This window comes from Limibacter armeniacum, from assembly GCF_036880985.1.
In the GTDB taxonomy this organism is placed as follows: domain Bacteria; phylum Bacteroidota; class Bacteroidia; order Cytophagales; family Flammeovirgaceae; genus Limibacter; species Limibacter armeniacum.
The window spans coordinates 1,221,171-1,240,269 of sequence record NZ_JBAJNO010000009.1; the positions used below are offsets into that span (position 1 = coordinate 1,221,171).

Sequence of the window (19,099 nt, forward strand, 5' to 3'; positions counted from 1 at the left end):
GCCCTCCTAAACTGTCTGTTTGGGAGGGCTTTTCTTATAAATATTTTTTCAAGCTTTCTGTTTTAAGCCTATAGAAAAATATAGAATTGGTCCAACAATTGGAGCAAAACACACAATCGTCCATACAACTTTATTGGTACTATCATAAAAATCACTTTTCACAATATCAATAATTGCCGTAAGCCAAAGTGTAAATGGAAGTACATAAATTAAAAAAATTGGAAGAAACATCATTGGCATTCCAAAACCTAAAATGTAATTCAGCATAAAAATCGTTTTACAGTTAAAAAACACCCTGTATCGAAAGACAAACTACCAAAGTGGACTAATAAAAAAACAAAGCACAACATCCAATCCTATAAGATTTTATTCAGGCTCACCATTTTTATTTCACAAAACCATTAACCCCAAGTGTTCTCTAAAATCAACAAGTGATTCAGCACCATTACACGCACTTCATTTGATAGAGGACATCAATACTAAAATTTTATCTATTGATAACTGAATCTGAATTCAGGTAACATATACTAGCCAATACACCTCAATCGTTGATGATATTATTTAGTGAGGAAAAATCATCAAACAATGGCTCAAAACGACACCAACACTCCACAAAAAAAGAACTACCAGCAGCAACTGGATACTTTCTTGGAAAAAGGCAAGGAAGCGATAAAGGTTGCCGGAAAACATTCAAAGCAATACTATCAGGAATACAGTCCTGTCATTCAAGAATCTTCCCGAAAAGCTATCAGCTCCATCAAGGCTTCCAAAGTCAGCAAATGGCAAGGTTGGGGTAAGATAGGCAAGTTCACTTTTCAGGAAGTCCTCGCCACGACTGCGGGTTGGTCTGCAGGTTTGTTTAGTTCGCAACTTGTCCACCAGTATTACGAAAAGAAAAGTATCAGAAACCTATGGGGCTTGGCAGCTAACAAATCAAAGAAACTCGTTACAAAAGATGAGTTCCAGAACATCGAAGAAATCACATCCTACATTGTTGGACTTGTTATTTTACTGATAGTCCAATTCCTTATCAAAAAACTTTTCTCTTGGTATCGAAATAGAAAAACAGGAGAGTTTAAAGAGGTTTTTGCCACTTTCAAGAAGCCTTAATATTGCAACATTTTATTTTTTCAACTGAATTTATTGACCCATTTATTATATTCCCTCCGCTTACAGCATCAACCTATTCTTTTGATTAAGAATATCTTAATAACTACTCAAAAAACTAGTGTCAATGAACAAACGAACTATTATCCTACTCGGCATTATCCTGCTGAAGTTTTTGCTGCAATTTATGCTGATAAGTCCCGAATTTGATCTCCATCGGGATGAATACTTGCATCTTGATCAAGCCAACCACCTGGCTTGGGGTTTTCTGTCGGTACCTCCCCTTACCTCATGGATTTCTTATATCATACAGCTGCTTGGGAATTCCGTATTCTGGGTCAAGTTTTTCCCTGCTCTTTTCGGTGCCCTAACAATCCTTACGGTTTGGGAAACGATCCGTGAACTGAAGGGAAACCTGTTTGCCTGCATGCTAGGTGCGACAGGTCTGGTATTTTCTTCCCTGCTTAGACTCAACACCCTGTACCAACCCAACTCATTGGATGTACTTTGCTGGACAGCCTTTTACCTGATGCTGATCAAGTACATCAATTCACAACACATCAAATGGCTTTTTGCTGGGGCACTCGTTTTTGCCACAGGTTTTCTGAACAAATACAATATTGCCTTCCTCCTGATTGGATTGTTGCCCGCCTTGCTGCTTTCCCCACACAGGAAAGTACTCACACAAAGCTCGTTTTATCTGGCGCTTCTCGCAGGCTCGACACTTATACTCCCCAACTTGGTTTGGCAATACCAGAATGAATTTCCAGTATTCAAACACCTTCAGGAACTTTCAGCAACGCAGCTTGTCAATGTCAACCGGATGGATTTTATCTCCTCACAGTTCTGGTTCTTTTTTGGTTCGCTTCCCGTGATCGTAGCAGGACTGTATGCCTTGTTCTTTTACAAGCCATTCAGACCATACAGGCTGTTTGGATGGTCATTGTGCTTTACGCTTGCTGTATTTATTTACCTCAAAGCAAAGGACTATTATGCCATTGGGCTTTACCCGATCTATATCGCATTTGGAGCAACTTATCTGTCAAACGTTTTAGCGGAAGGCTGGAAAAAATTTCTGATGCCTGTATTATACCTTCTGCCTGTGCTGTTTTTCATTCCTGCCTATCAGATTGGTTTTCCTAACAAAAGCCCTGAGTTTATGTACCAGAACAAGGAACAATACAGCGAGATGGGACTGCTCCGATGGGAAGACGGCAAAGAACATGACCTGCCACAGGACTATGCCGATATGTTGGGCTGGAAAGAGCTTGCCCATAAAGTTGACAGCCTTTATGCTATCATGCCTCACCCTGATCAGACGCTCATCCTATGCGACAACTATGGTCAGGCAGGTGCGATCAATTTCTATTCAAAAAGAGGGATCCATGCGGTTTCCTTCAACGCAGATTATATCAACTGGTTTGACCTAAGCAAACAATACATCAACCTGATTAGGGTAAAAGAAAACAAGGAAGTAGAAATGGAGCTGAAAGAAACCAGTCCTTATTTTGAACTCTCTGCCATATCAGGAACCGTTACCAATCCATATGCAAGAGAATATGGCACCACCATTTTTTCATTTGTTGGCGCCAAGGTCGATGTCCGCCAAAGAATCAGTGATGAGATAGTGGAAGTAAGGGGATATTAGTTTTGAATAAATATTGAAAACCAAGGGCAGCACATAGTTGAGCTCTTGGTTTTTCATATAACCTGACAAGGTTCAGGTAGTGCATACCTTTTACCCATGTACTTGTAATTATATTCAGTATCCTTTACCACGATTAAGACTTTACAGTTAATGATGGTGACTAAGCAGATGTATACTGAGCCAATCAAAGCTCAATAAATAATTTCTTCGGCTTCGCTCAGGGAACATCAAAAGTATTCTTAAGCAGCTAGCTATATCATTGAAATCGGAAGTTTTAAACGCTTCAATGATTTATAGGTTCAACTCCTTTGGAGTTGGGTAAATGGATTTACTTATACCGCAGGCAAAAGCCTACGGCTACTATTGTTCAACCCCTTCGGGATTATTTTTTTACAGCAAACACCGTTTCCGATAGACTCGAGTATTCAGTTATGATAGCTTGCCTCCCAGAGGGTGCCGCACCTACGGCGCTTGCTTTACACGAACAGAAGTACTACAAAGGTCTCGCTCCGATGGAGCTGTTCACTTTCTTAGCTCCGTAGGTGCTGAATCTTTGTAGTAGATCATAATATGTGAAAGGAGTAGAATTGAAAATCTCTATTCCAATTCAATACCTGCTTAATAAGAAGTTGTAAACCCAATCTCCCAATCCTTCCAGACTACCTCATAGCCTTGCTTTCTGATCATCGCTGTAATCTCGGCGGGAGACCGTTCATCCGAAATCTCAAACTGTTCCAAGGATTCCTTGCCAGCTGCATAGCCACCCGGATTGGTTTTGGAACCTGCACTCAGGGTTGTGATGCCTAGCTTGATTACATTGTCCCGAAACTTTTCCTGCTCTCTGGTGGAAAGTGACAGCTCTACTTCCTCATTGAAAAGGCGGTAGGCACAGATCAGCTGTACCAACTCACGGTCGTTCATCTCTACTTTAGGATCAAGCCCTCCCGAAAAAGGACGGAGTCTTGGAAAAGAGAGAGAATATTTCGATTGCCAGTAGGTTCGCTCCAGGTAGTCAAGGTGCATGGCAGTGAAGAAGCTGTCTGTTCGCCAGTCTTCCAACCCAATCAGCACTCCCAATCCCATCTTGCGGATACCAGCCCTGCCCAAGCGGTCAGGCGTTTCGATCCGGTACTGGAAGTTGGACTTCTTTCCTTTCGGATGGTGCTTCTTGTAATCTTCCTGATGGTAGGTTTCCTGATAGACAAGTACGGTATCCAAACCTTCAGCGATCAGGGTTTTATACTCATGCTGGTCAAGCGGTTGCACTTCCAAGGAGATTTGTGAAAAGTGCGGCCGAATCAGTTCGATGGCATGCTTGAAGTAATCCACCCCTACCGTCTTGTTTGCTTCGCCCGCTACGATCAGTACATGTTCAAAACCCATCTCCTTGATGAGCTCCACCTCCTTCAGCAGCTGGCGGTCAGTAAGCGTGGTTCTCCTGATCTTGTTGTCCAAACTGAACCCGCAGTAGGTACAGATATTCTGGCACTCGTTGGAGACGTACAGCGGAATATACATCTGCAAAGTCTTGCCAAATCGTTTTTGTGTCAGCTGCTGGCTTTGGACAGCCATCTGCTCCAGGTAAGGGGCTGCCGCCGGAGAAACCAATGCCTTGAAGTCTTCCAAGTCACGCTGCGATTTGGAGAGCGCTGTCAGGACATCGTTTCCTGATTTATCATAAATACTTTCCTTGATCCTGTCCCAATTTTGTTGGGTAAACAAGTCATAAAATGAAGTCATGTTGTTACAGTTTTTGGGGTGATCAATCAGTCCTCATCCAGAAATCCCGTCAGTGGAGAGCTGGCAACAGCATGCTGCACAGGTTGCGCCAGTTTGGCTTCATAAGCCATACGCCCTGCCTCTACAGCCATCTTAAAAGCTTTTGCCATCCTGACAGGGTCAGGGGAAGCTGCTATCGCCGTATTGACCAGCACCGCATCGGCTCCCATTTCCATTGCCTGTGCTGCATGGGATGGTGCCCCGATGCCCGCATCGACCACGACCGGCACCCTGCTCTGCTCAATAATGATCTTCAGGAAATCAAAAGTTTTCAGTCCAAGGTTACTGCCTATAGGCGAACCCAAAGGCATAACGGCTACGGCTCCCGCATCTTCCAGTCTTTTGCACAGTACAGGGTCTGCATGGATATAAGGGAATACCTTGAATCCCATTTTTGCCAGTTCCTCGGTTGCCTTCAAGGTTTCCACCGCATCGGGCATCAAGTATTTAGGATCAGGATGGATTTCAAGCTTGAGCAGGTCGGTCTGTAAAGCTTCCCTTGCCAGCTGTGCGGCAAAGATGGCTTCCTTGGCATTACGAACGCCTGAGGTATTGGGCAACAGCCTGAAGTTTCCTTCACGCAAGTGGTGAAAGAGGTCTTCCTCTGGTCGGTGCTCATTGACACGCTTCAAGGCTACGGTCACCAGCTCTGAACCAGAAGCATCCAGCGCTTCCCGCATTTCTTTGTTGCTGCTGAACTTTCCTGTTCCGGTAAACAGTCTGGAATTGAATTGAATATTATCTACTGTAAGCATTGGTTTCAGATGGTTTGTTGTGAGATGATCAGGTTGGTGTACTCAGCTGCCAAGACGGCATCTTCTGCTTGGGCAATCAGGGAAGAAACAGCGATGCCATGCAGCCCGACTTTCAAAAGCTCAGGAATATCCACATGCTCAATGCCTCCTATCCCGATCACAGGTGTGTGATTGTCTGTGTTTCGAAATTTTTCCAAAAGGTTGGCATAACCTTCCAATCCCAAAATCGGGCTGAGTTTTTTCTTGGTTGCTGTAAAACGGAATGGTCCTAAGCCGATATAGTCCACCTTCATGTCTGCCAGCTTGAGCATATCCTCCAGCGTATTGGCTGTCCCTCCAATAGTTTTTCCTGCACCCAAAATTTTTCTTGCTTCAACAGGTGACATATCTTCCTTTCCGATATGTACGCCGTCGGCATTGATGTCAGCAGCCAGTTCCACCCGGTCATTGATCACCAATGTGGCGCCATAATTTTTACAGATGGCTGCCATTTCCTCCGCAATAGGACGCAGCTGCTCATCAGACATGGTCTTTTCCCTAAGCTGTATCCACCTGACATCACCCTTACAGGCAAGCTCTACTTGTTTGGTATAGGAAACCGTTGGGTGTGGTTGTGTAATAAAGTGCAGACGGGCAATTTCTTTTTTATTGATCATGGTCTTGTTGATTTGAGATATATGATTGGAGACTTGAGATTGGGAATTTAAAGTAGTCAATCTCATGTCTAGCATCTCAATTTTTCACCCTCCTTGCGTTGCACGAATAATTGTGATGTTGTCGCCTTCTTTTAGCGCATGAGACTCCCATGCTTCCTGTGGAATCACTTCATAGTTCACAGCCACAGCGGTTCCCTGAAATGGGACGCCTTTTTCCTTTACAGCCAATGCAACGGTACAATTGGCTGGAAGCTGAATAGAATCTTGGTTAATGGTAACCTGCATGTTCAATTGGTTTTGTAAATGAAACTTGAAACACAGGCTCTAGAGGAGAATCAAAAGCAGAAACATGTTTTAGGGAAAGCGCATAAAAAAATACGCCCCAACAAATCATCTTCCAGCTTTTCCCTACGGCAGTACTAGCTGCATCAGGTTCTAAGGGTAAGTTCTCAGTTCCGATACTAAAAGTATGGAACACCCCTAAAGCTGCTACGAAATAACAGAATATTACAAAAGGATGCAAACATCTGAGATTACTCTCTACTATGATCCAATATGCCGAACTAAAACCAGTAGCAAACACTTGTTAATATGAATGCTATCCTCAATAAGTAATTCCAATACTCCTACTTCAATAGAGATTCCCTTCATTCTCTTTTCTAGTCGTATGTCTTATTAATTAATGGTGTTTACAAAATGAATGTCTTCACTAGCAAGTATTTTCTTCTATTACTATTCAGTTTCAGTTTTCATTTCAGTGATGTATTTGGACAGGATGACAAAAACCAAATTGACCTGGAAAAGCCTACTTTGGAAATTGGTGGTGCTTTAAGGTTTAACTACAACTACTCCACATGGAAGGACGGTCAGAAGAAAAGAGGTGGTGATTTTGGCTATGATGTCTTCCGGCTTAATGTCAAGGCAGCTTATGAAGGTGTCAAGCTCAATGCAGAATACCGACTTTACTCCAATTCATTTGGGGGAGGCATGCTCAAACAAGGGTGGTTGGCTTATGACTTCAATGACCAGAATGAAATTCAGATTGGTCTCACGCAAGTTCCTTTTGGGATTACCCAATACAACTCTCATTGCTGGTTTTTCAGCATCGACTACTATGTCGGACTGGAAGATGACCATGATATGGGTGTCAAGTTTCAACACGAAGATGAAGTATGGGATTACAGCATTGCCTTCTTCAAGAATGCAGAAGAACTCAACTTTGGTAGCAACTCTGATATTTCCTTTAGCAGGTACTCTTATGATGTAAGTTCCATTGATGCTAACGGAGACGGAAACCTGCAATTTAGGAATAAAGAAGTCAATCAATTGAATGGCAAATTGCTATACAAATTTGGAGGAATGGACTATGCCCAAAAGATTGGAGTCTCTGCAGAGTTTGGTGGACTGTACAATCTGGATACAGAAAATATGGGAAACCATTACGCCTTTGCTGTCCACCATGAGTTGGATGCAGGTAAGATTGATACAAAAGCACAGATTGCCTATTACAAGTACAATCCTGACGGTCCTGCTGGTGAGTCCGATCAAGTCATTGCCATGGCTGCCTATGGCGCTGCATACTTTGTGGCTGCTGAAGCTACCATTTACACACTTGGAATTGGTTATTCCATCCCTGTAGACTGGAAACCTATCTCCAAGATTGTCCTGTACAATGACTTCGGCTTTATGGATAAGACACAATCTGATTTTGAAGACTCCTATATGAATGTAACCGGTGCACTACTTACAGCCGGACAAGTCTATACTTACATTGATTTTGCAGCAGGCAAAAACCACCCATGGCTAGGCCCTGTGTGGGAAGCTGCCCTTGCTGAAGGTACCCCTGGCTCAGGTTGGGATATGCGATTCAATATCAACCTGGGATATTATTTCTAGTCAAAAATTCAATGCTATTATGAGCAAAAAACGAGTACGTAGCGATGAAAAAACTTTCCTTGGCATTAAAGCAAACGGACCGGTGTTTATCACCTCCTTTCTCATTATTGCCACGCTGGTTTCCACGACCCTGATCGTAGGAGAACCAATGGAAGAATGGTTTTCCAAAACCCAAACATATGTCTCCAATAAAGTAGGCTGGTTCTTTATATTACTAGTGAATTCACTGCTGATATTTGCCCTTTTCCTCTGCTTTGGCAAGTTCAGCAAAATCAAGATCGGAGGACCTGACGCCAAACCGGACTTCACCAATGTTGGGTGGTTTTCCATGCTATTCAGTGCAGGGATGGGGATCGGATTACTTTTCTGGAGTGTAGCCGAACCGATATATCATTTCAATAGCAATCCATTCCTTAGGGGGCAACCTGACAATCCGGTCTTGGCAGCTAAATCTGCTATGGGTATTACCTTTCTCCACTGGGGTGTACATGCTTGGGCACTCTACGCCATTATTGGCTTGGCATTGGCATTCTTTACCTTTAACAAGAAATTGCCCCTTACCATCCGCTCCATCTTCCACCCACTTTTAGGGCACCGTATCCATGGTCCTATTGGAGATGCAATTGATATTATTTCTGTTATTGCCACACTGTTTGGTCTCGCTACTTCATTGGGATTGGGGGTTCAGCAAGTCAATGCAGGACTAAACTATCTCTTCGAGATTCCAGACAGTACTGGCATTCAGGTTACACTCATCATCATTATCACCGGATTTGCTACACTTTCCCTTGTGCTAGGCATCGACAAAGGAATACGGATGATCAGTGAATGGAATATGCGAATAGCGCTCTTTATGCTTGTTTTTCTATTATTTACAGGACCAACCCTATTCCTGTTGAAATCCTTTGTTCAGAATATCGGGCATTACGCCTATGAATTCTTTGAGGTCAGCTTCTGGACCAATTCCTATCGGGGTGTCGAAACCAACTCCAGCTCTAACTGGCAAAATACATGGACTGTATTCTACTGGGCTTGGTGGATCTCTTGGTCTCCATTTGTTGGGATCTTTATCGCACGAATTTCAAAAGGTAGAACCATTAGGGAATTCATTTTGGGAGTGCTGCTGGTTCCTACCCTACTTACTTTCCTCTGGATTTCTGTATTTGGTGGCAGTGCTATCTATCAGGAGCTAATTGGCAATACAGCGATTACAGATGCTGTCAAAACCAATGTAGCCACAGCCATCTACTATATGTATGAGCAATACTCATTCACATTTTTGGCATCTACCATCACCGTAATACTCGTGGTCACCTTCTTTGTCACTTCTTCTGACTCGGGTTCATTTGTGGTAGATATACTTACCTCTGGAGGAAGACATGACGCCCCAAAAGGTCAGAAAATTTTCTGGGCTTCTATGGAAGGGCTAGTAGCAGCCATCCTGCTAGTAGGTGGCGGACTGACCGCATTGCAAACTGCCTCTATCCTGACAGGAGTTCCTTTCTCCATCATCATTATTGTAATGTGCTTCAGCTTCTACAAGTCTTTAGAAGATTACCATGATTCTGAGGAGCGACGGATACGGAAAACAAGACAAAAAACCTTGCAACAAAATGAATGATGAGTACCGTATCATTATTACGTCTCATAACAATGAGCAATCATTCATACATAACCTTCGTCTTATAATGGGCTAACAAAGCCTTTTCAAAAGTTGCTACAGGTCTCTTTTGAAAAGGCTATTTTTTTGTAGTAATTCTTGAAAACACACCTTCCATCAAGTGAATGAAAATTTTAAAAATCCCTCAATGAGTGAATTATTATTCATGATTTAAATTCAAAAAATTCTCAAATAATTTAAATTAAATGTCACATTCCTGCTTTTTTATTGTTGATTGAATAGTACTCCTAATACAATGTAATAGGATTAATAAGAGTAAGTCATCAAGTATTTTACGGGATTTGATTCCTGTCATCATGTAACCAAACCTTATATATCTAAATGGTAAGATTGATTTTCAGACTGCTCTTCTGGCTTAAAGGCTGGAAGGTTAAAGTTCACCCTGGTGTAGATGTAAACAAGCTGAAGAAAAGTGTGATACTGGCAGCCCCTCATACTTCCAATTGGGACTTTGTGTTCTCAGTGGCAGGATGCCGCCAGATGGGAGTGAAACTCCGCTTTGCCATTAAGCAGTCATGGATGAAATTCCCTCTTAATATCGCAATCAGACCTATGGGAGGCATTGCCGTTGACCGTAGTGACGCAAGCAAAAGGAAAAACAAGACCGCCCTTGTTGATGCCATGGCAGACCTGTACAAGGAGCGTGATGAACTTTGTATCATGATTGCGCCTGAAGGAACTCGCTCCCTTACCAAGTCATGGAAAAAAGGGTTCTATTATACGGCTCAAAGAGCTGAGGTTCCGATTGCATTAGCCTATCTGGATTACAAAAATAAAGTGGCTGGGATTGGCAAGGTCATTTACCCAAGTGGTGACATGGACAAGGACATGGTCGAGATCATGAAGTTCTATCAGCACATTACACCTAAGAATCCTGAGCTGTTTGCCTTAGACAGACGATATGCCAAGGAATTGGCTAAATAACTATATCTTTCATATACGATACAGACATGCAAACTTCACACAACTTTCACATTCCGGTTATGGGTATCGGCTTTACAATCGATACGCCTATCAAGGTTGCCCCATATGGCATCTCTTCAGTAATTTCATTGGTAGATGACAAGCTTACCGAAAAAATCGGGGCTTTCCATGCTGCCAAAAGAGGACTAGCATACCCTCTTATTTCTGATAAGGAAAAAGATGCAAGAGCGCGTCGCATTACGCAGTTTCTCAACCTTGTGCACGACATTGTGGAAAAGAAGTTAAAGCATGTCAAAGAAACCCCTGCCGAAAGGTTGAAGTACATTGAGCTGCTACCAGAATCTTCTCCGATCAAAGAGGAGTATAAAAAGCTGCTTACTTCTGATGCTGATGAACAAGAGTTCAGAGAGTGGGCAGAAGTAAATATTGTAGCAGGTTCTATTGATGTCAACATCATGACAAAAGTGGACAAGGAAAATTTCTTCCAGAATGAATTGCTACCAAACGAATACAATGATGCCCACGCAGCATTAAGAGGTTTCGGTTTGAGCAAGCTAAACTCGTCCATCATACTTTCTGCAGGAATGAACCCAAGGCTTTTCAGCTATATGGAAGCCTTTGATGATTTTTATCCGGATGCTGAAGGTCATATAAAGAAGAAGATTGTACTGAAGGTAAGTGATTACCGTTCAGCATTGATTCAGGGAAAAGTACTTGCCAAAAAAGGCATCTGGGTATCTGAATACCGAATTGAATCAGGGCTTAACTGCGGCGGTCATGCCTTTGCTACAGAAGGCTTGCTGATGGGACCTATCCTCAATGAGTTCAAGAAAGGAAAGCAAGCACTGATTGATACTACATTTGACCTGTTGAGCAAGGCATTGGATGAAAAAGGACTTACCTGTTCAAAAGCTCCTGAGATGCTGATTACTGCTCAGGGTGGTATCGGAACCAATGAGGAGCATGAATTCCTGATCAATGAGTATGATTTAAATGCAACTGGCTGGGGCACACCTTTCCTGCTAGTTCCGGAAGCTACAAACGTAGACAAGAACACGATCAACCTACTGACTGGAGCCAAGGAAAAAGACCTTTACCTTAGTGGGATTTCTCCATTGGGTGTTCCATTCAATAGCCTTAGAGGCAACACGATGGACAACAAGAAAATGGAGCGTATCAACAATGGTCGTCCTGGAAGCCCTTGTCCTAAGAAGTATGTAGAACTGAATAAGGAATTTGGAGACAAAGGACTGTGCGTAGCTTCACGTAAGTACCAGCATATGAAACTCCAAGAACTGGATGAAAAGAACCTGAGCAAAGAAGAATATGAAAAAGAGTTCTTCAAAATCACAGAGAAGTCTTGTATCTGCCTTGGACTGGGTACAGCTGCTTTGCTCACTCACAATATCGAAAACAAGGTAGAAGGCGACGAGGTTTCGGTTTGTCCAGGACCAAATATGGCTTACTACAACAGGACTATGAGCCTGAAAGAGATGGTAGGACATATCTACGGCAGAAACAATGTAATTGAACGTACAGATCGTCCTAACCTTTTTGTCAAAGAGCTTTCACTGTACGTAGATTACCTTCAGAACCAACTGGCTGAAGAAAGTACACCAATACCAGCTAAAAAGGAGAAATACTACCGTAATTTCACTAAAAACCTAATGGCAGGTATCGAGTACTACTATACGATACTGGAAAATGAGCAGTTCTATTTCCAACAAGAAAAAGAAACTATCTTGCTACAGCTAGAAGCTTACCAAGGTAGATTAAGTCAATTGACAGACAATGTTATCGCCTAAAGTTGTCGAATAAAAACCCAAACAAAATGCCCATCAAAGCACCTCGTTGTGCTCCTGATGGGCATTGTTAATTCAAAAGGAAAATGGTCAATTACTCTTGGCTTTCCAGCTCTTTTCCTTTTTCGATTTGTTGTTCCAGTTCTACTACTGTCTTTTCTGTCTCTTCAATCATCTTCAGCCTTTCTGCATACTCTTTCTTGGTATACTGACCCGCCTTACGTTTGCGTTCCAGCTCCTCCTTTGACTTACGGATTTTCTCTTTCGCTTCCTTCACCTTTCTTTCTCCCTCACTGATAGACTTATCTAAAGCCTCACGCTTTTCAGCACTCATCGCTTTGGCTTCTTCTGATCTTTCCTGACCAAACTCTTTACCTTTCAGCTCGCCTTTATTTTTGCCATAAGCATTGCCCTGATTAGTTTTATCAGTATCTGCATGCGGATTGCCACCTTTTTTCTCTTTGGCAGCCTCAGCCTTTTCATTAGGTACAGCAGCTGCTTGCTCCACCTTTTTCTCTGACTTATTTTTTTCCTTATTGGCCTGTCCTTTTCCTTGCTGTGCCATCAGCGTTCCACATTGGAGAAACGCCATTAAGCACACAATAAGACTTATGTAAACTTTTTTATTCATAGTAGTAATACGGTTTGAGAGTATTTGTGTGTTTATAGTTTGTTTAATAGTTCATCCAACTTTGCAGATGTCTCATCAATTTGTGTTTTCACGGTCTCCAGTTCAGTAGACAAAGAATCCGTCGCTACCTCAACTTCATTTACTTCAACCGAAGGTACTGCTTCAGCAGATGCTTGCTGCGCCTCTTGCTTATCCTGTGCTGTTCCACATCCAACAATAGCCAATAGCACTACACCTGCAACAAAAAGATTTCTAGTCATGATGAACAGTTTTGATGTGTGAAAAATAACATGTTTACGTTGCCAGTAATCGTCTCTCTCGATCGACAGCTCTTCCTGATTACATCAGTTACAATCCATCACTATTACCTTAGACGTAAATTTATGTTAACAAGTTTAAAAACTTTACAGAAAGATTCCTATTTTTTATCAAATTACATCAAGATGTACCCTTATAAAGAAAGGTTTCAAAGTTATTAGACACAACATCATACCCCCTCCCTTTTACCACTATTTTCAGGTTCATACTTTGCCTAGGAAAAACTTGATCGAAGCAAGTACTTGCCTTGGTCTTAGCTGATAGTAAAGAGCAGTACTAGATGTGCTTGTAAAAATGGTTTGGGTATAAGTCCTGCGATCAAACAAGTTACTCACCTTGACCTCCATATTCAATCGGTTTTTCTTTAGCTTATACCGGTACACAAAATCAGCATACAAAATACGCTCTGGCAAATACTGATGGTTCAGATGACGACCTTGCAACAGCAAAGAATGCTTGCGGACAAAAAAGTTAAGGTCTGCTCCGATCACTTCCTGATACATAGAAGAATTATTCCCTTGCTGAAATACTGTTTGCTGCTCGCCCCTATCATAATGGGCTGAAAAAGACATCCATTTCGCCATAGCAATATCTGTCTCCAACTTATACATCCTGATTGTGGATTGTGTATTATTCAACACATCGCTTATGATCACATTTTGTTGAGACCTTTTCCATGATGTAGTTAGCTTGAAGTTCGCCTTAAGAGGTACCACAAAGGTGCTCGCCTCCGCCTGTATACTATTAGTATAAGCCGTATTGTTGTGGTAAGGCAAAGCTTCAGAGGTCGATGAGCCATCCTGATTTACCATCACTGACTCAATCCAATCCTTTACATTTTCAGAATAAGTATAATTGAGATTGAGCATCAAAGACAATGGCAGTAACTCATACGCTGCCTGTCCATGATACTGAGTGGTTTCAACACCCAACAACATCAAATCCTGATTGCTGATTTGTCTATATCCAGTAACGACAAAACCTGAATAGATATCGGGCAATTCCAGAAAACTGATCTTCCTGTTTACATTCCCTGTAAGCGTCAACCCTGCCAAACGGTAACGAATATCAAGTGAAGGCATTAGATAGGGACGGTTCACCTTACTCACCTGCTTCTGGTGACGGTCATTCAGCTGCAAATATTGGTAGCTTAGTTTTGGAGTCAACGATATCCACCATCTTTTTGAAGTGAGCGTGGCGTTAGGTTCAACACTTGGGATAAATGCACTATACACCAAATCATTGATCAAACTGCTACTATCACTTAATGCTGTACCCAAATCACTCCCTAAAGACCTATGGCGATATTTCAGGTTGAATTTTGTGCTGACAGAGATCGAGTTCCATTTTTTGATCACCTCCGTCCCCAAAAAAGCTTTGAACCTATTAAAGTAGACCTCCTGAGCCAACATATTCTGCGCTTGTAAAAATGAAAGCCTGTCAAATAGCGGTCCGCCTGTCACCTCCAACTTTTGAGGTTCTTTGGAAAACTCCGTATAGCCATTCAGCTGCAAATATGTCTTACCAAACTTGGCAACCATACTGAGCTGGTTTCCCACAGCATAAAAAAGCCGATCGGTATTTTGTTGTATTGGTTTGTCATTCAGCACAACCTCACTTGCTTCCTCTAACTTATAGAAGCGGGCACTCAGTGTGTTCTTAAAGTACTGCTGCTTGGTATTGTGCTCATAAACAAGCTTAGGCATAAAGTATACTTGCCCGAATCTGGAGTGAGTTTGTTCTGCAACCTGAATGGTATCCCCCTCCACAAAGTATTCCGTCTGTGTTGCTGACTCTTGGCGCTTGGTATCATGGTAAAAGTCGAGGTTAACTTTCAGGTCTCCTTTTTTCAGGGAAGTGATATAGTTGGTGGAAAAAGAATGGGTACGATTGAAGTTGATATCCTGCGATTCAAATACAGAAGCACTAAAAGGTTCCCCTCCCAGAATACGCTCAGGGTTTTCGTTCTGGTTTTCACCAAAAGTCAAATAATCAAATAGGTTGATAGCATTAAACTTTCTCAAATAATCAACACCAGAATTATTGCTACTCAACTCACTGACCATCTGATGCTCCTTGCCAAAAAGCATCGGAGCAGCCTTCACTTGCCAAATATTGGGAACCCCTGCCCCTACTTCTGCTGTACCAGTAAAAGTGGTTCCTTGCTTCAACGTAATATTGATAGCAGGGTCAATGGAATGCACCACATCTTCCAGCATCTTGACAGGTTGATGGTTTTTCATCACTTCCACAGATGCCACAGCCCTGTGCGGAATATTTTGGGTGGCCATGGCATACTTACTTTCCAATAAATCTTTTCCATCAATATAAAACTTGTTGATCAGACGCCCCTGAAAAGTAATCTGTCCATTTGCACCTACACTAATGCCGGGCATTTTCTTGAGTACATCTTCCAGCACTTCATCCTGTTGTTGGGTAAAAGCAGCGACATTATACAGCAATGTATCTCCTTCTTGTGTGATGGGCTTTGCCCGTACCTCAACCTCATCCAATACATCTGTACCTTGTTCCAAAACAAAATCAAACTGTTGAGTCTGATTTGCCACAATCCGTTCCTGTCGTTGGAATCCCATTGACCTTACAGCGATCCGAATACGATCAGCTCCTGCCTGCTTCAGTTTTAAGGTATACTTTCCTTCTTCTGACGTCAGGGCAAACCCAAGCACTGTACTGTCAGCCAACGTGTAGCCCATCACTGTAGCCCGTGGTACAGGTTGTTGTTCCTGATCGGTTACAGTACCCGTTATGACTGTTTGGGATGTAGCATCAACTGAACAGATGAAAAGAAAGGCTGTAAAAGTTAAGTTGAAAAAAAACTTCATTTGGATGGTTTTAAAGAATGGAGGTGCTTACTTATCAATATGATAAATCTCGATTGGGTTGCTCAAGCTCGAAAGCAACAAATTCTCACGGATGTTTTCAGGTGACTTGCCCGGCAGCTCTTGCACATGGTCTCTATAAACTACCTGCTTTCCATTCTGGTATAATGCCTGACACTTTTCGAAAAACTTGATATGACGCTTACTAAACTTTTCAAATGATAGAATCTCATTCTTTGTATGAAAAATAGCCTCATCTGTTTTTGAGATAGATTTTGCCTCAAAAATATGCTGTAACCCTGTATCATGAATCGATAAGATCACTCCGGGCAATCCATAAAACTTGTATGGCCCTTCAGATATAGGCAATTCAGGAGTAAACCAAGCTACATAGTCCCGTCCTTTGTAATAGCCCTTTGCCTTGATACATTGATAACCTGATATCTCTTGCTGCTCTCCTAATACTTCCCATTGGAAATCAATTTCTTCTTCCGAATAAGTATACATAGGAAAAGCTGACTGAGTCAGGTACAGTTCATGAGTGGTGAAGTTTTTAATTATCTTAAAATTATGGGTCTGGCTACTCGGCATATTTTTGATCAGACTAACCATAGAGCCCATCTGAATATTTTTATTGTTTGTTGCTCCTTGTTTCAACACTTTTTGTATTTCATAAGACTTTGAATTGCCATAAAGCGAATATTCTGTCCCTAAAATCAACATGACATCCTCTTCCACATAAGTGGTATCTTCTGCAAAAGCCCTGCACTTGTAAGTATAGTCGATCCTGATTTTTCCGGTATCAACTTGCTTCACTTGGGCTATAGCAGCTGCACTCAACAAAAAATAGAAGCATATAAAAGAAAGTGTTCTCATCTTTATCTTTTTAATTAAAAAATTCCGAATGCTGTTAATTACATTAAAAAAAACAACCACACTCTTCACCACTCAGTTCACCACTCAGTAGATAAAGCATTTAATTTATAACAAACCACACCACCCAAACAACAGGTGCATTATGTTTAAAAACAAAAAAGCAGACGCTATTAAAATAGCATCTGCTGAGATAAAAAAATCTATGAGCACATATAGACAAGTCATTAATTGCTACTAAAATTATAACTCGTTTCTCCCACTTTTACTTCACCTTCACCAAAAGCACCTGTCTGAAACTTGCTGCCAATTCTGTTACAAACATCCAAATACATATCTGCCTTCTCTCTATAGAGCGTCACATTTCCTGACACCATCAAGACCTGTGCTGGGTTCTCTTTTGTCAGACGCCCTTCCAACGTACGCATACGACGTGTAGCAGCAGCCTTATCCTCAATGTACTTTGCTTTTAGGCTCTCTGTACTGGCTGATTCAATATTGGCTTCCAGTTGGGTTACATATTCCTGCAAATCATTATACTCTTGCTGATAATCTGCTAACTCTTCTTCCGTTGGTGTCTTATTGTCATAAGAGTCATGAAAAAGTTTACTCCACTTATGGTATTCTCTATAAAAAAGGTCAATCACTTCTTGAATATTAGAAGCTCCTGAAGGTAGGCTGCTGATTTTCTCTTCTGAAAAGTATTGGTTCGAATCAAGCATTACACTTTTGTTTAGTATTTAAAAGCAATTCTACCAATATCGAAAGTGTGATAATTTTAAGACCTGAAGTTATTGGCTGAATTGTTTGAATTAAGATCACTTTCTTCTCTTTCGGTCATTGAGATAAAATTGATCATAACCTAACAGAGATAAAAACACGATACCAACGCAACCATACACAAGTAAGGAATAAAGCATTTCAGCAAAAATAAGCGACCGTACCTGACCGGCCGTACCTGACCGGCTACTATGATTCAATCCCTTCGGGATTGTTTCTCTTACAGCAAACACTGTTTCCGAAGGATACAAAATATATCAGCGATGGACTTTAGTCCTTCGTCATGCAAATGATATTTTCAACCCTGAAAGGGTTGAACAGGATAACAGCATCATTTAGTACATCATAATATGTGAAAAGGATAGAATAGAAAACCTCTATTCAATTCGATTCCTGTTTTAAAGTGAACAAGCTCCATCAGAGCGACACCTTCAGGATTTCAAGTTTTGAATGATCAAAACTCAGATTATAGTGCCGATCTTGCAAAACACTTTTTCCCTTTCAACCTTACAACCACTTGTCTGCTGCCTACAGTACCGTTACATTTCTGTCAATACTTTTGAAATGATGCAGCACCTTACCCTCCACAACAGACAATTGATAGAAGCAATGCTCCTTAATGGGGCATCACAGGCTGCTATTGCCCGAGCACTGGGCGTACACCGCAGTACTGTCAACAGGGAAATCAGTCGAAACAGTGTGGATGGAAAATACTTTGCAGATGTTGCCGCCAAAAAAGCTTTTGTCCGCAAACAGATGGGCGCCAACCTGATGAAACTGACCAAGCTTTTTTCGGAGGGCAAAGCACAGGTCTCTTCCCGAAAGGGTGGCGGCAAGAGCCGATTCTCTTTATACTTTTATCCAAAGTACCTGAGACGCCATAGAAAGGGACGCTTTTTCAGAAGAGCCAAAGACCAAAGGAAAAGAGTCCGCCACCGTAGGTTTTTGCATTGGGCGTTCCTTATAGAAATGCGCTTCCGAAACAAAAGGCGTATCAGGGACTTTGCGTGGGAGTGGTACCGCAGCAGGTTTGCCCGCAGTTGGGTCTCTTACCGTTATAAGCTGATAAGGCTGCTGGCAAAGCGTTCCGTTGCCAAGCCTGTAGAGGTTGCTACTGAAACATACGTTGTACAAATACTTCCAATGGCTTGGGCTATTTCGCTCCACTCTACTTTCTTACGCCACTTTTCCGGTAACTTGAAGGTTCCCCTTATTCAGTATGTCCTGTTTGAGCACAGGACTCGGGGGTATCCACCTTGGGCATTGGTATTTCGGAAAAAAATAAGCCCATTTTATCCCCTGATTTTCTTTCCAGATATTTTTGGGCACAAAAAAACAACCTGCCTTTCTGACCCGATCTCTTGAGATGGTCAAAAACGACAGGTTGTTGCGATTGCATCGTTGGTGCG

Annotated in this window: 17 protein-coding genes and 1 riboswitch; of the genes, 7 read left to right on the top strand and 10 right to left on the bottom strand. The window is 41.9% G+C overall.

Going from position 1 to position 19,099, the window contains the following annotated elements:
* Positions 1 to 48 precede the first annotated feature (48 nt).
* Positions 49 to 267: a PLDc N-terminal domain-containing protein gene (locus V6R21_RS22735; RefSeq protein WP_334245838.1), complete on the bottom strand. Its 219-nt coding sequence runs from the start codon at positions 265 to 267 to the stop codon at positions 49 to 51.
* 318 nt (positions 268 to 585) lie between these two features.
* Between V6R21_RS22735 and V6R21_RS22740 the strand changes: the two genes are divergently transcribed.
* Positions 586 to 1,110 (top strand): hypothetical protein, encoded by a 525-nt coding sequence (locus tag V6R21_RS22740; RefSeq protein ID WP_334245839.1) that lies wholly within the window; start codon positions 586 to 588, stop codon positions 1,108 to 1,110.
* A 124-nt stretch (positions 1,111 to 1,234) separates the two neighbouring features.
* Positions 1,235 to 2,755, top strand: coding sequence for a glycosyltransferase family 39 protein (locus V6R21_RS22745; RefSeq protein ID WP_334245840.1), 1,521 nt, complete (start codon positions 1,235 to 1,237; stop codon positions 2,753 to 2,755).
* 618 nt (positions 2,756 to 3,373) lie between these two features.
* Here V6R21_RS22745 and thiH read toward each other — a convergent pair.
* From thiH to thiS, 4 genes are all read right to left on the bottom strand, one after another.
* Positions 3,374 to 4,495, bottom strand: coding sequence for a 2-iminoacetate synthase ThiH (gene thiH, locus V6R21_RS22750; RefSeq protein ID WP_334245841.1), 1,122 nt, complete (start codon positions 4,493 to 4,495; stop codon positions 3,374 to 3,376).
* Between the two features lie 26 nt (positions 4,496 to 4,521).
* Positions 4,522 to 5,271 carry a thiazole synthase gene (locus V6R21_RS22755; RefSeq protein WP_408613143.1) on the bottom strand — a complete coding sequence of 250 codons (750 nt, stop codon included), beginning with the start codon at positions 5,269 to 5,271 and terminating at the stop codon, positions 4,522 to 4,524.
* Positions 5,272 to 5,294: 23 nt separating this feature from the next.
* A complete protein-coding gene (locus V6R21_RS22760; RefSeq protein ID WP_334245843.1) occupies positions 5,295 to 5,945 on the bottom strand; it encodes a thiamine phosphate synthase in 651 nt (216 codons plus the stop codon).
* Between the two features lie 84 nt (positions 5,946 to 6,029).
* Positions 6,030 to 6,230 (bottom strand): sulfur carrier protein ThiS, encoded by a 201-nt coding sequence (gene thiS / locus V6R21_RS22765; RefSeq protein ID WP_334245844.1) that lies wholly within the window; start codon positions 6,228 to 6,230, stop codon positions 6,030 to 6,032.
* A gap of 103 nt (positions 6,231 to 6,333) precedes the next feature.
* Positions 6,334 to 6,437: riboswitch (TPP riboswitch) on the bottom strand.
* A gap of 204 nt (positions 6,438 to 6,641) precedes the next feature.
* On the opposite strand from thiS, the gene V6R21_RS22770 reads away from it, so the two are divergent.
* From V6R21_RS22770 to V6R21_RS22785, 4 genes are all read left to right on the top strand, one after another.
* The gene (locus V6R21_RS22770) at positions 6,642 to 7,841 is read left to right on the top strand and encodes a hypothetical protein (RefSeq protein WP_334245845.1); all 1,200 of its coding nucleotides are present in this window, start codon (positions 6,642 to 6,644) and stop codon (positions 7,839 to 7,841) included.
* A gap of 19 nt (positions 7,842 to 7,860) precedes the next feature.
* Entirely contained in the window at positions 7,861 to 9,462 is a 1,602-nt protein-coding gene (locus V6R21_RS22775) for a BCCT family transporter (protein WP_334245846.1), read from the top strand.
* A gap of 381 nt (positions 9,463 to 9,843) precedes the next feature.
* Positions 9,844 to 10,446: a 1-acyl-sn-glycerol-3-phosphate acyltransferase gene (locus V6R21_RS22780; protein ID WP_334245847.1), complete on the top strand. Its 603-nt coding sequence runs from the start codon at positions 9,844 to 9,846 to the stop codon at positions 10,444 to 10,446.
* Between the two features lie 26 nt (positions 10,447 to 10,472).
* Complete coding sequence (locus tag V6R21_RS22785; RefSeq protein WP_334245848.1) at positions 10,473 to 12,251, top strand: hypothetical protein; 1,779 nt, start codon at positions 10,473 to 10,475, stop codon at positions 12,249 to 12,251.
* 91 nt (positions 12,252 to 12,342) lie between these two features.
* Here the strand turns inward: V6R21_RS22785 and V6R21_RS22790 are convergent, their stop codons facing one another.
* The 5 genes from V6R21_RS22790 to V6R21_RS22810 form a co-directional block, all read right to left on the bottom strand.
* Positions 12,343 to 12,879 (bottom strand): hypothetical protein, encoded by a 537-nt coding sequence (locus V6R21_RS22790; RefSeq protein ID WP_334245849.1) that lies wholly within the window; start codon positions 12,877 to 12,879, stop codon positions 12,343 to 12,345.
* 32 nt (positions 12,880 to 12,911) lie between these two features.
* Entirely contained in the window at positions 12,912 to 13,139 is a 228-nt protein-coding gene (locus V6R21_RS22795; RefSeq protein WP_334245850.1) for a hypothetical protein, read from the bottom strand.
* 261 nt (positions 13,140 to 13,400) lie between these two features.
* On the bottom strand, positions 13,401 to 16,040 hold the full coding sequence (locus V6R21_RS22800; RefSeq protein WP_334245851.1) for a TonB-dependent receptor: 2,640 nt from the start codon (positions 16,038 to 16,040) through the stop codon (positions 13,401 to 13,403).
* 27 nt (positions 16,041 to 16,067) lie between these two features.
* A complete protein-coding gene (locus V6R21_RS22805; protein WP_334245852.1) occupies positions 16,068 to 16,913 on the bottom strand; it encodes a GLPGLI family protein in 846 nt (281 codons plus the stop codon).
* Positions 16,914 to 17,137: 224 nt separating this feature from the next.
* The gene (locus V6R21_RS22810; protein ID WP_334245853.1) at positions 17,138 to 17,632 is read right to left on the bottom strand and encodes a hypothetical protein; all 495 of its coding nucleotides are present in this window, start codon (positions 17,630 to 17,632) and stop codon (positions 17,138 to 17,140) included.
* Positions 17,633 to 18,140: 508 nt separating this feature from the next.
* Here V6R21_RS22810 and V6R21_RS22815 point away from each other — a divergent pair.
* Positions 18,141 to 19,055 (top strand): helix-turn-helix domain-containing protein, encoded by a 915-nt coding sequence (locus tag V6R21_RS22815; RefSeq protein WP_408613050.1) that lies wholly within the window; start codon positions 18,141 to 18,143, stop codon positions 19,053 to 19,055.
* Positions 19,056 to 19,099 lie beyond the last annotated feature (44 nt).

Bases quoted from the DNA above. Each gene is read 5' to 3' on its own strand.
- V6R21_RS22800 (WP_334245851.1), bottom strand. From the start codon at position 16,040: ATGAAGTTTTTTTTCAACTTAACTTTTACAGCCTTTCTTTTCATCTGT.
- V6R21_RS22805 (WP_334245852.1), bottom strand. From the start codon at position 16,913: ATGAGAACACTTTCTTTTATATGCTTCTATTTTTTGTTGAGTGCAGCT.
- V6R21_RS22810 (WP_334245853.1), bottom strand. From the start codon at position 17,632: ATGCTTGATTCGAACCAATACTTTTCAGAAGAGAAAATCAGCAGCCTA.
- V6R21_RS22745 (WP_334245840.1), top strand. From the start codon at position 1,235: ATGAACAAACGAACTATTATCCTACTCGGCATTATCCTGCTGAAGTTT.
- V6R21_RS22815 (WP_408613050.1), top strand. From the start codon at position 18,141: ATGATCAAAACTCAGATTATAGTGCCGATCTTGCAAAACACTTTTTCC.
- V6R21_RS22735 (WP_334245838.1), bottom strand. From the start codon at position 267: ATGCTGAATTACATTTTAGGTTTTGGAATGCCAATGATGTTTCTTCCA.
- thiH (WP_334245841.1), bottom strand. From the start codon at position 4,495: ATGACTTCATTTTATGACTTGTTTACCCAACAAAATTGGGACAGGATC.
- thiS (WP_334245844.1), bottom strand. From the start codon at position 6,230: ATGCAGGTTACCATTAACCAAGATTCTATTCAGCTTCCAGCCAATTGT.
- V6R21_RS22770 (WP_334245845.1), top strand. From the start codon at position 6,642: ATGAATGTCTTCACTAGCAAGTATTTTCTTCTATTACTATTCAGTTTC.
- V6R21_RS22780 (WP_334245847.1), top strand. From the start codon at position 9,844: ATGGTAAGATTGATTTTCAGACTGCTCTTCTGGCTTAAAGGCTGGAAG.
- V6R21_RS22740 (WP_334245839.1), top strand. From the start codon at position 586: ATGGCTCAAAACGACACCAACACTCCACAAAAAAAGAACTACCAGCAG.
- V6R21_RS22795 (WP_334245850.1), bottom strand. From the start codon at position 13,139: ATGACTAGAAATCTTTTTGTTGCAGGTGTAGTGCTATTGGCTATTGTT.
- V6R21_RS22760 (WP_334245843.1), bottom strand. From the start codon at position 5,945: ATGATCAATAAAAAAGAAATTGCCCGTCTGCACTTTATTACACAACCA.
- V6R21_RS22775 (WP_334245846.1), top strand. From the start codon at position 7,861: ATGAGCAAAAAACGAGTACGTAGCGATGAAAAAACTTTCCTTGGCATT.
- V6R21_RS22785 (WP_334245848.1), top strand. From the start codon at position 10,473: ATGCAAACTTCACACAACTTTCACATTCCGGTTATGGGTATCGGCTTT.
- V6R21_RS22790 (WP_334245849.1), bottom strand. From the start codon at position 12,879: ATGAATAAAAAAGTTTACATAAGTCTTATTGTGTGCTTAATGGCGTTT.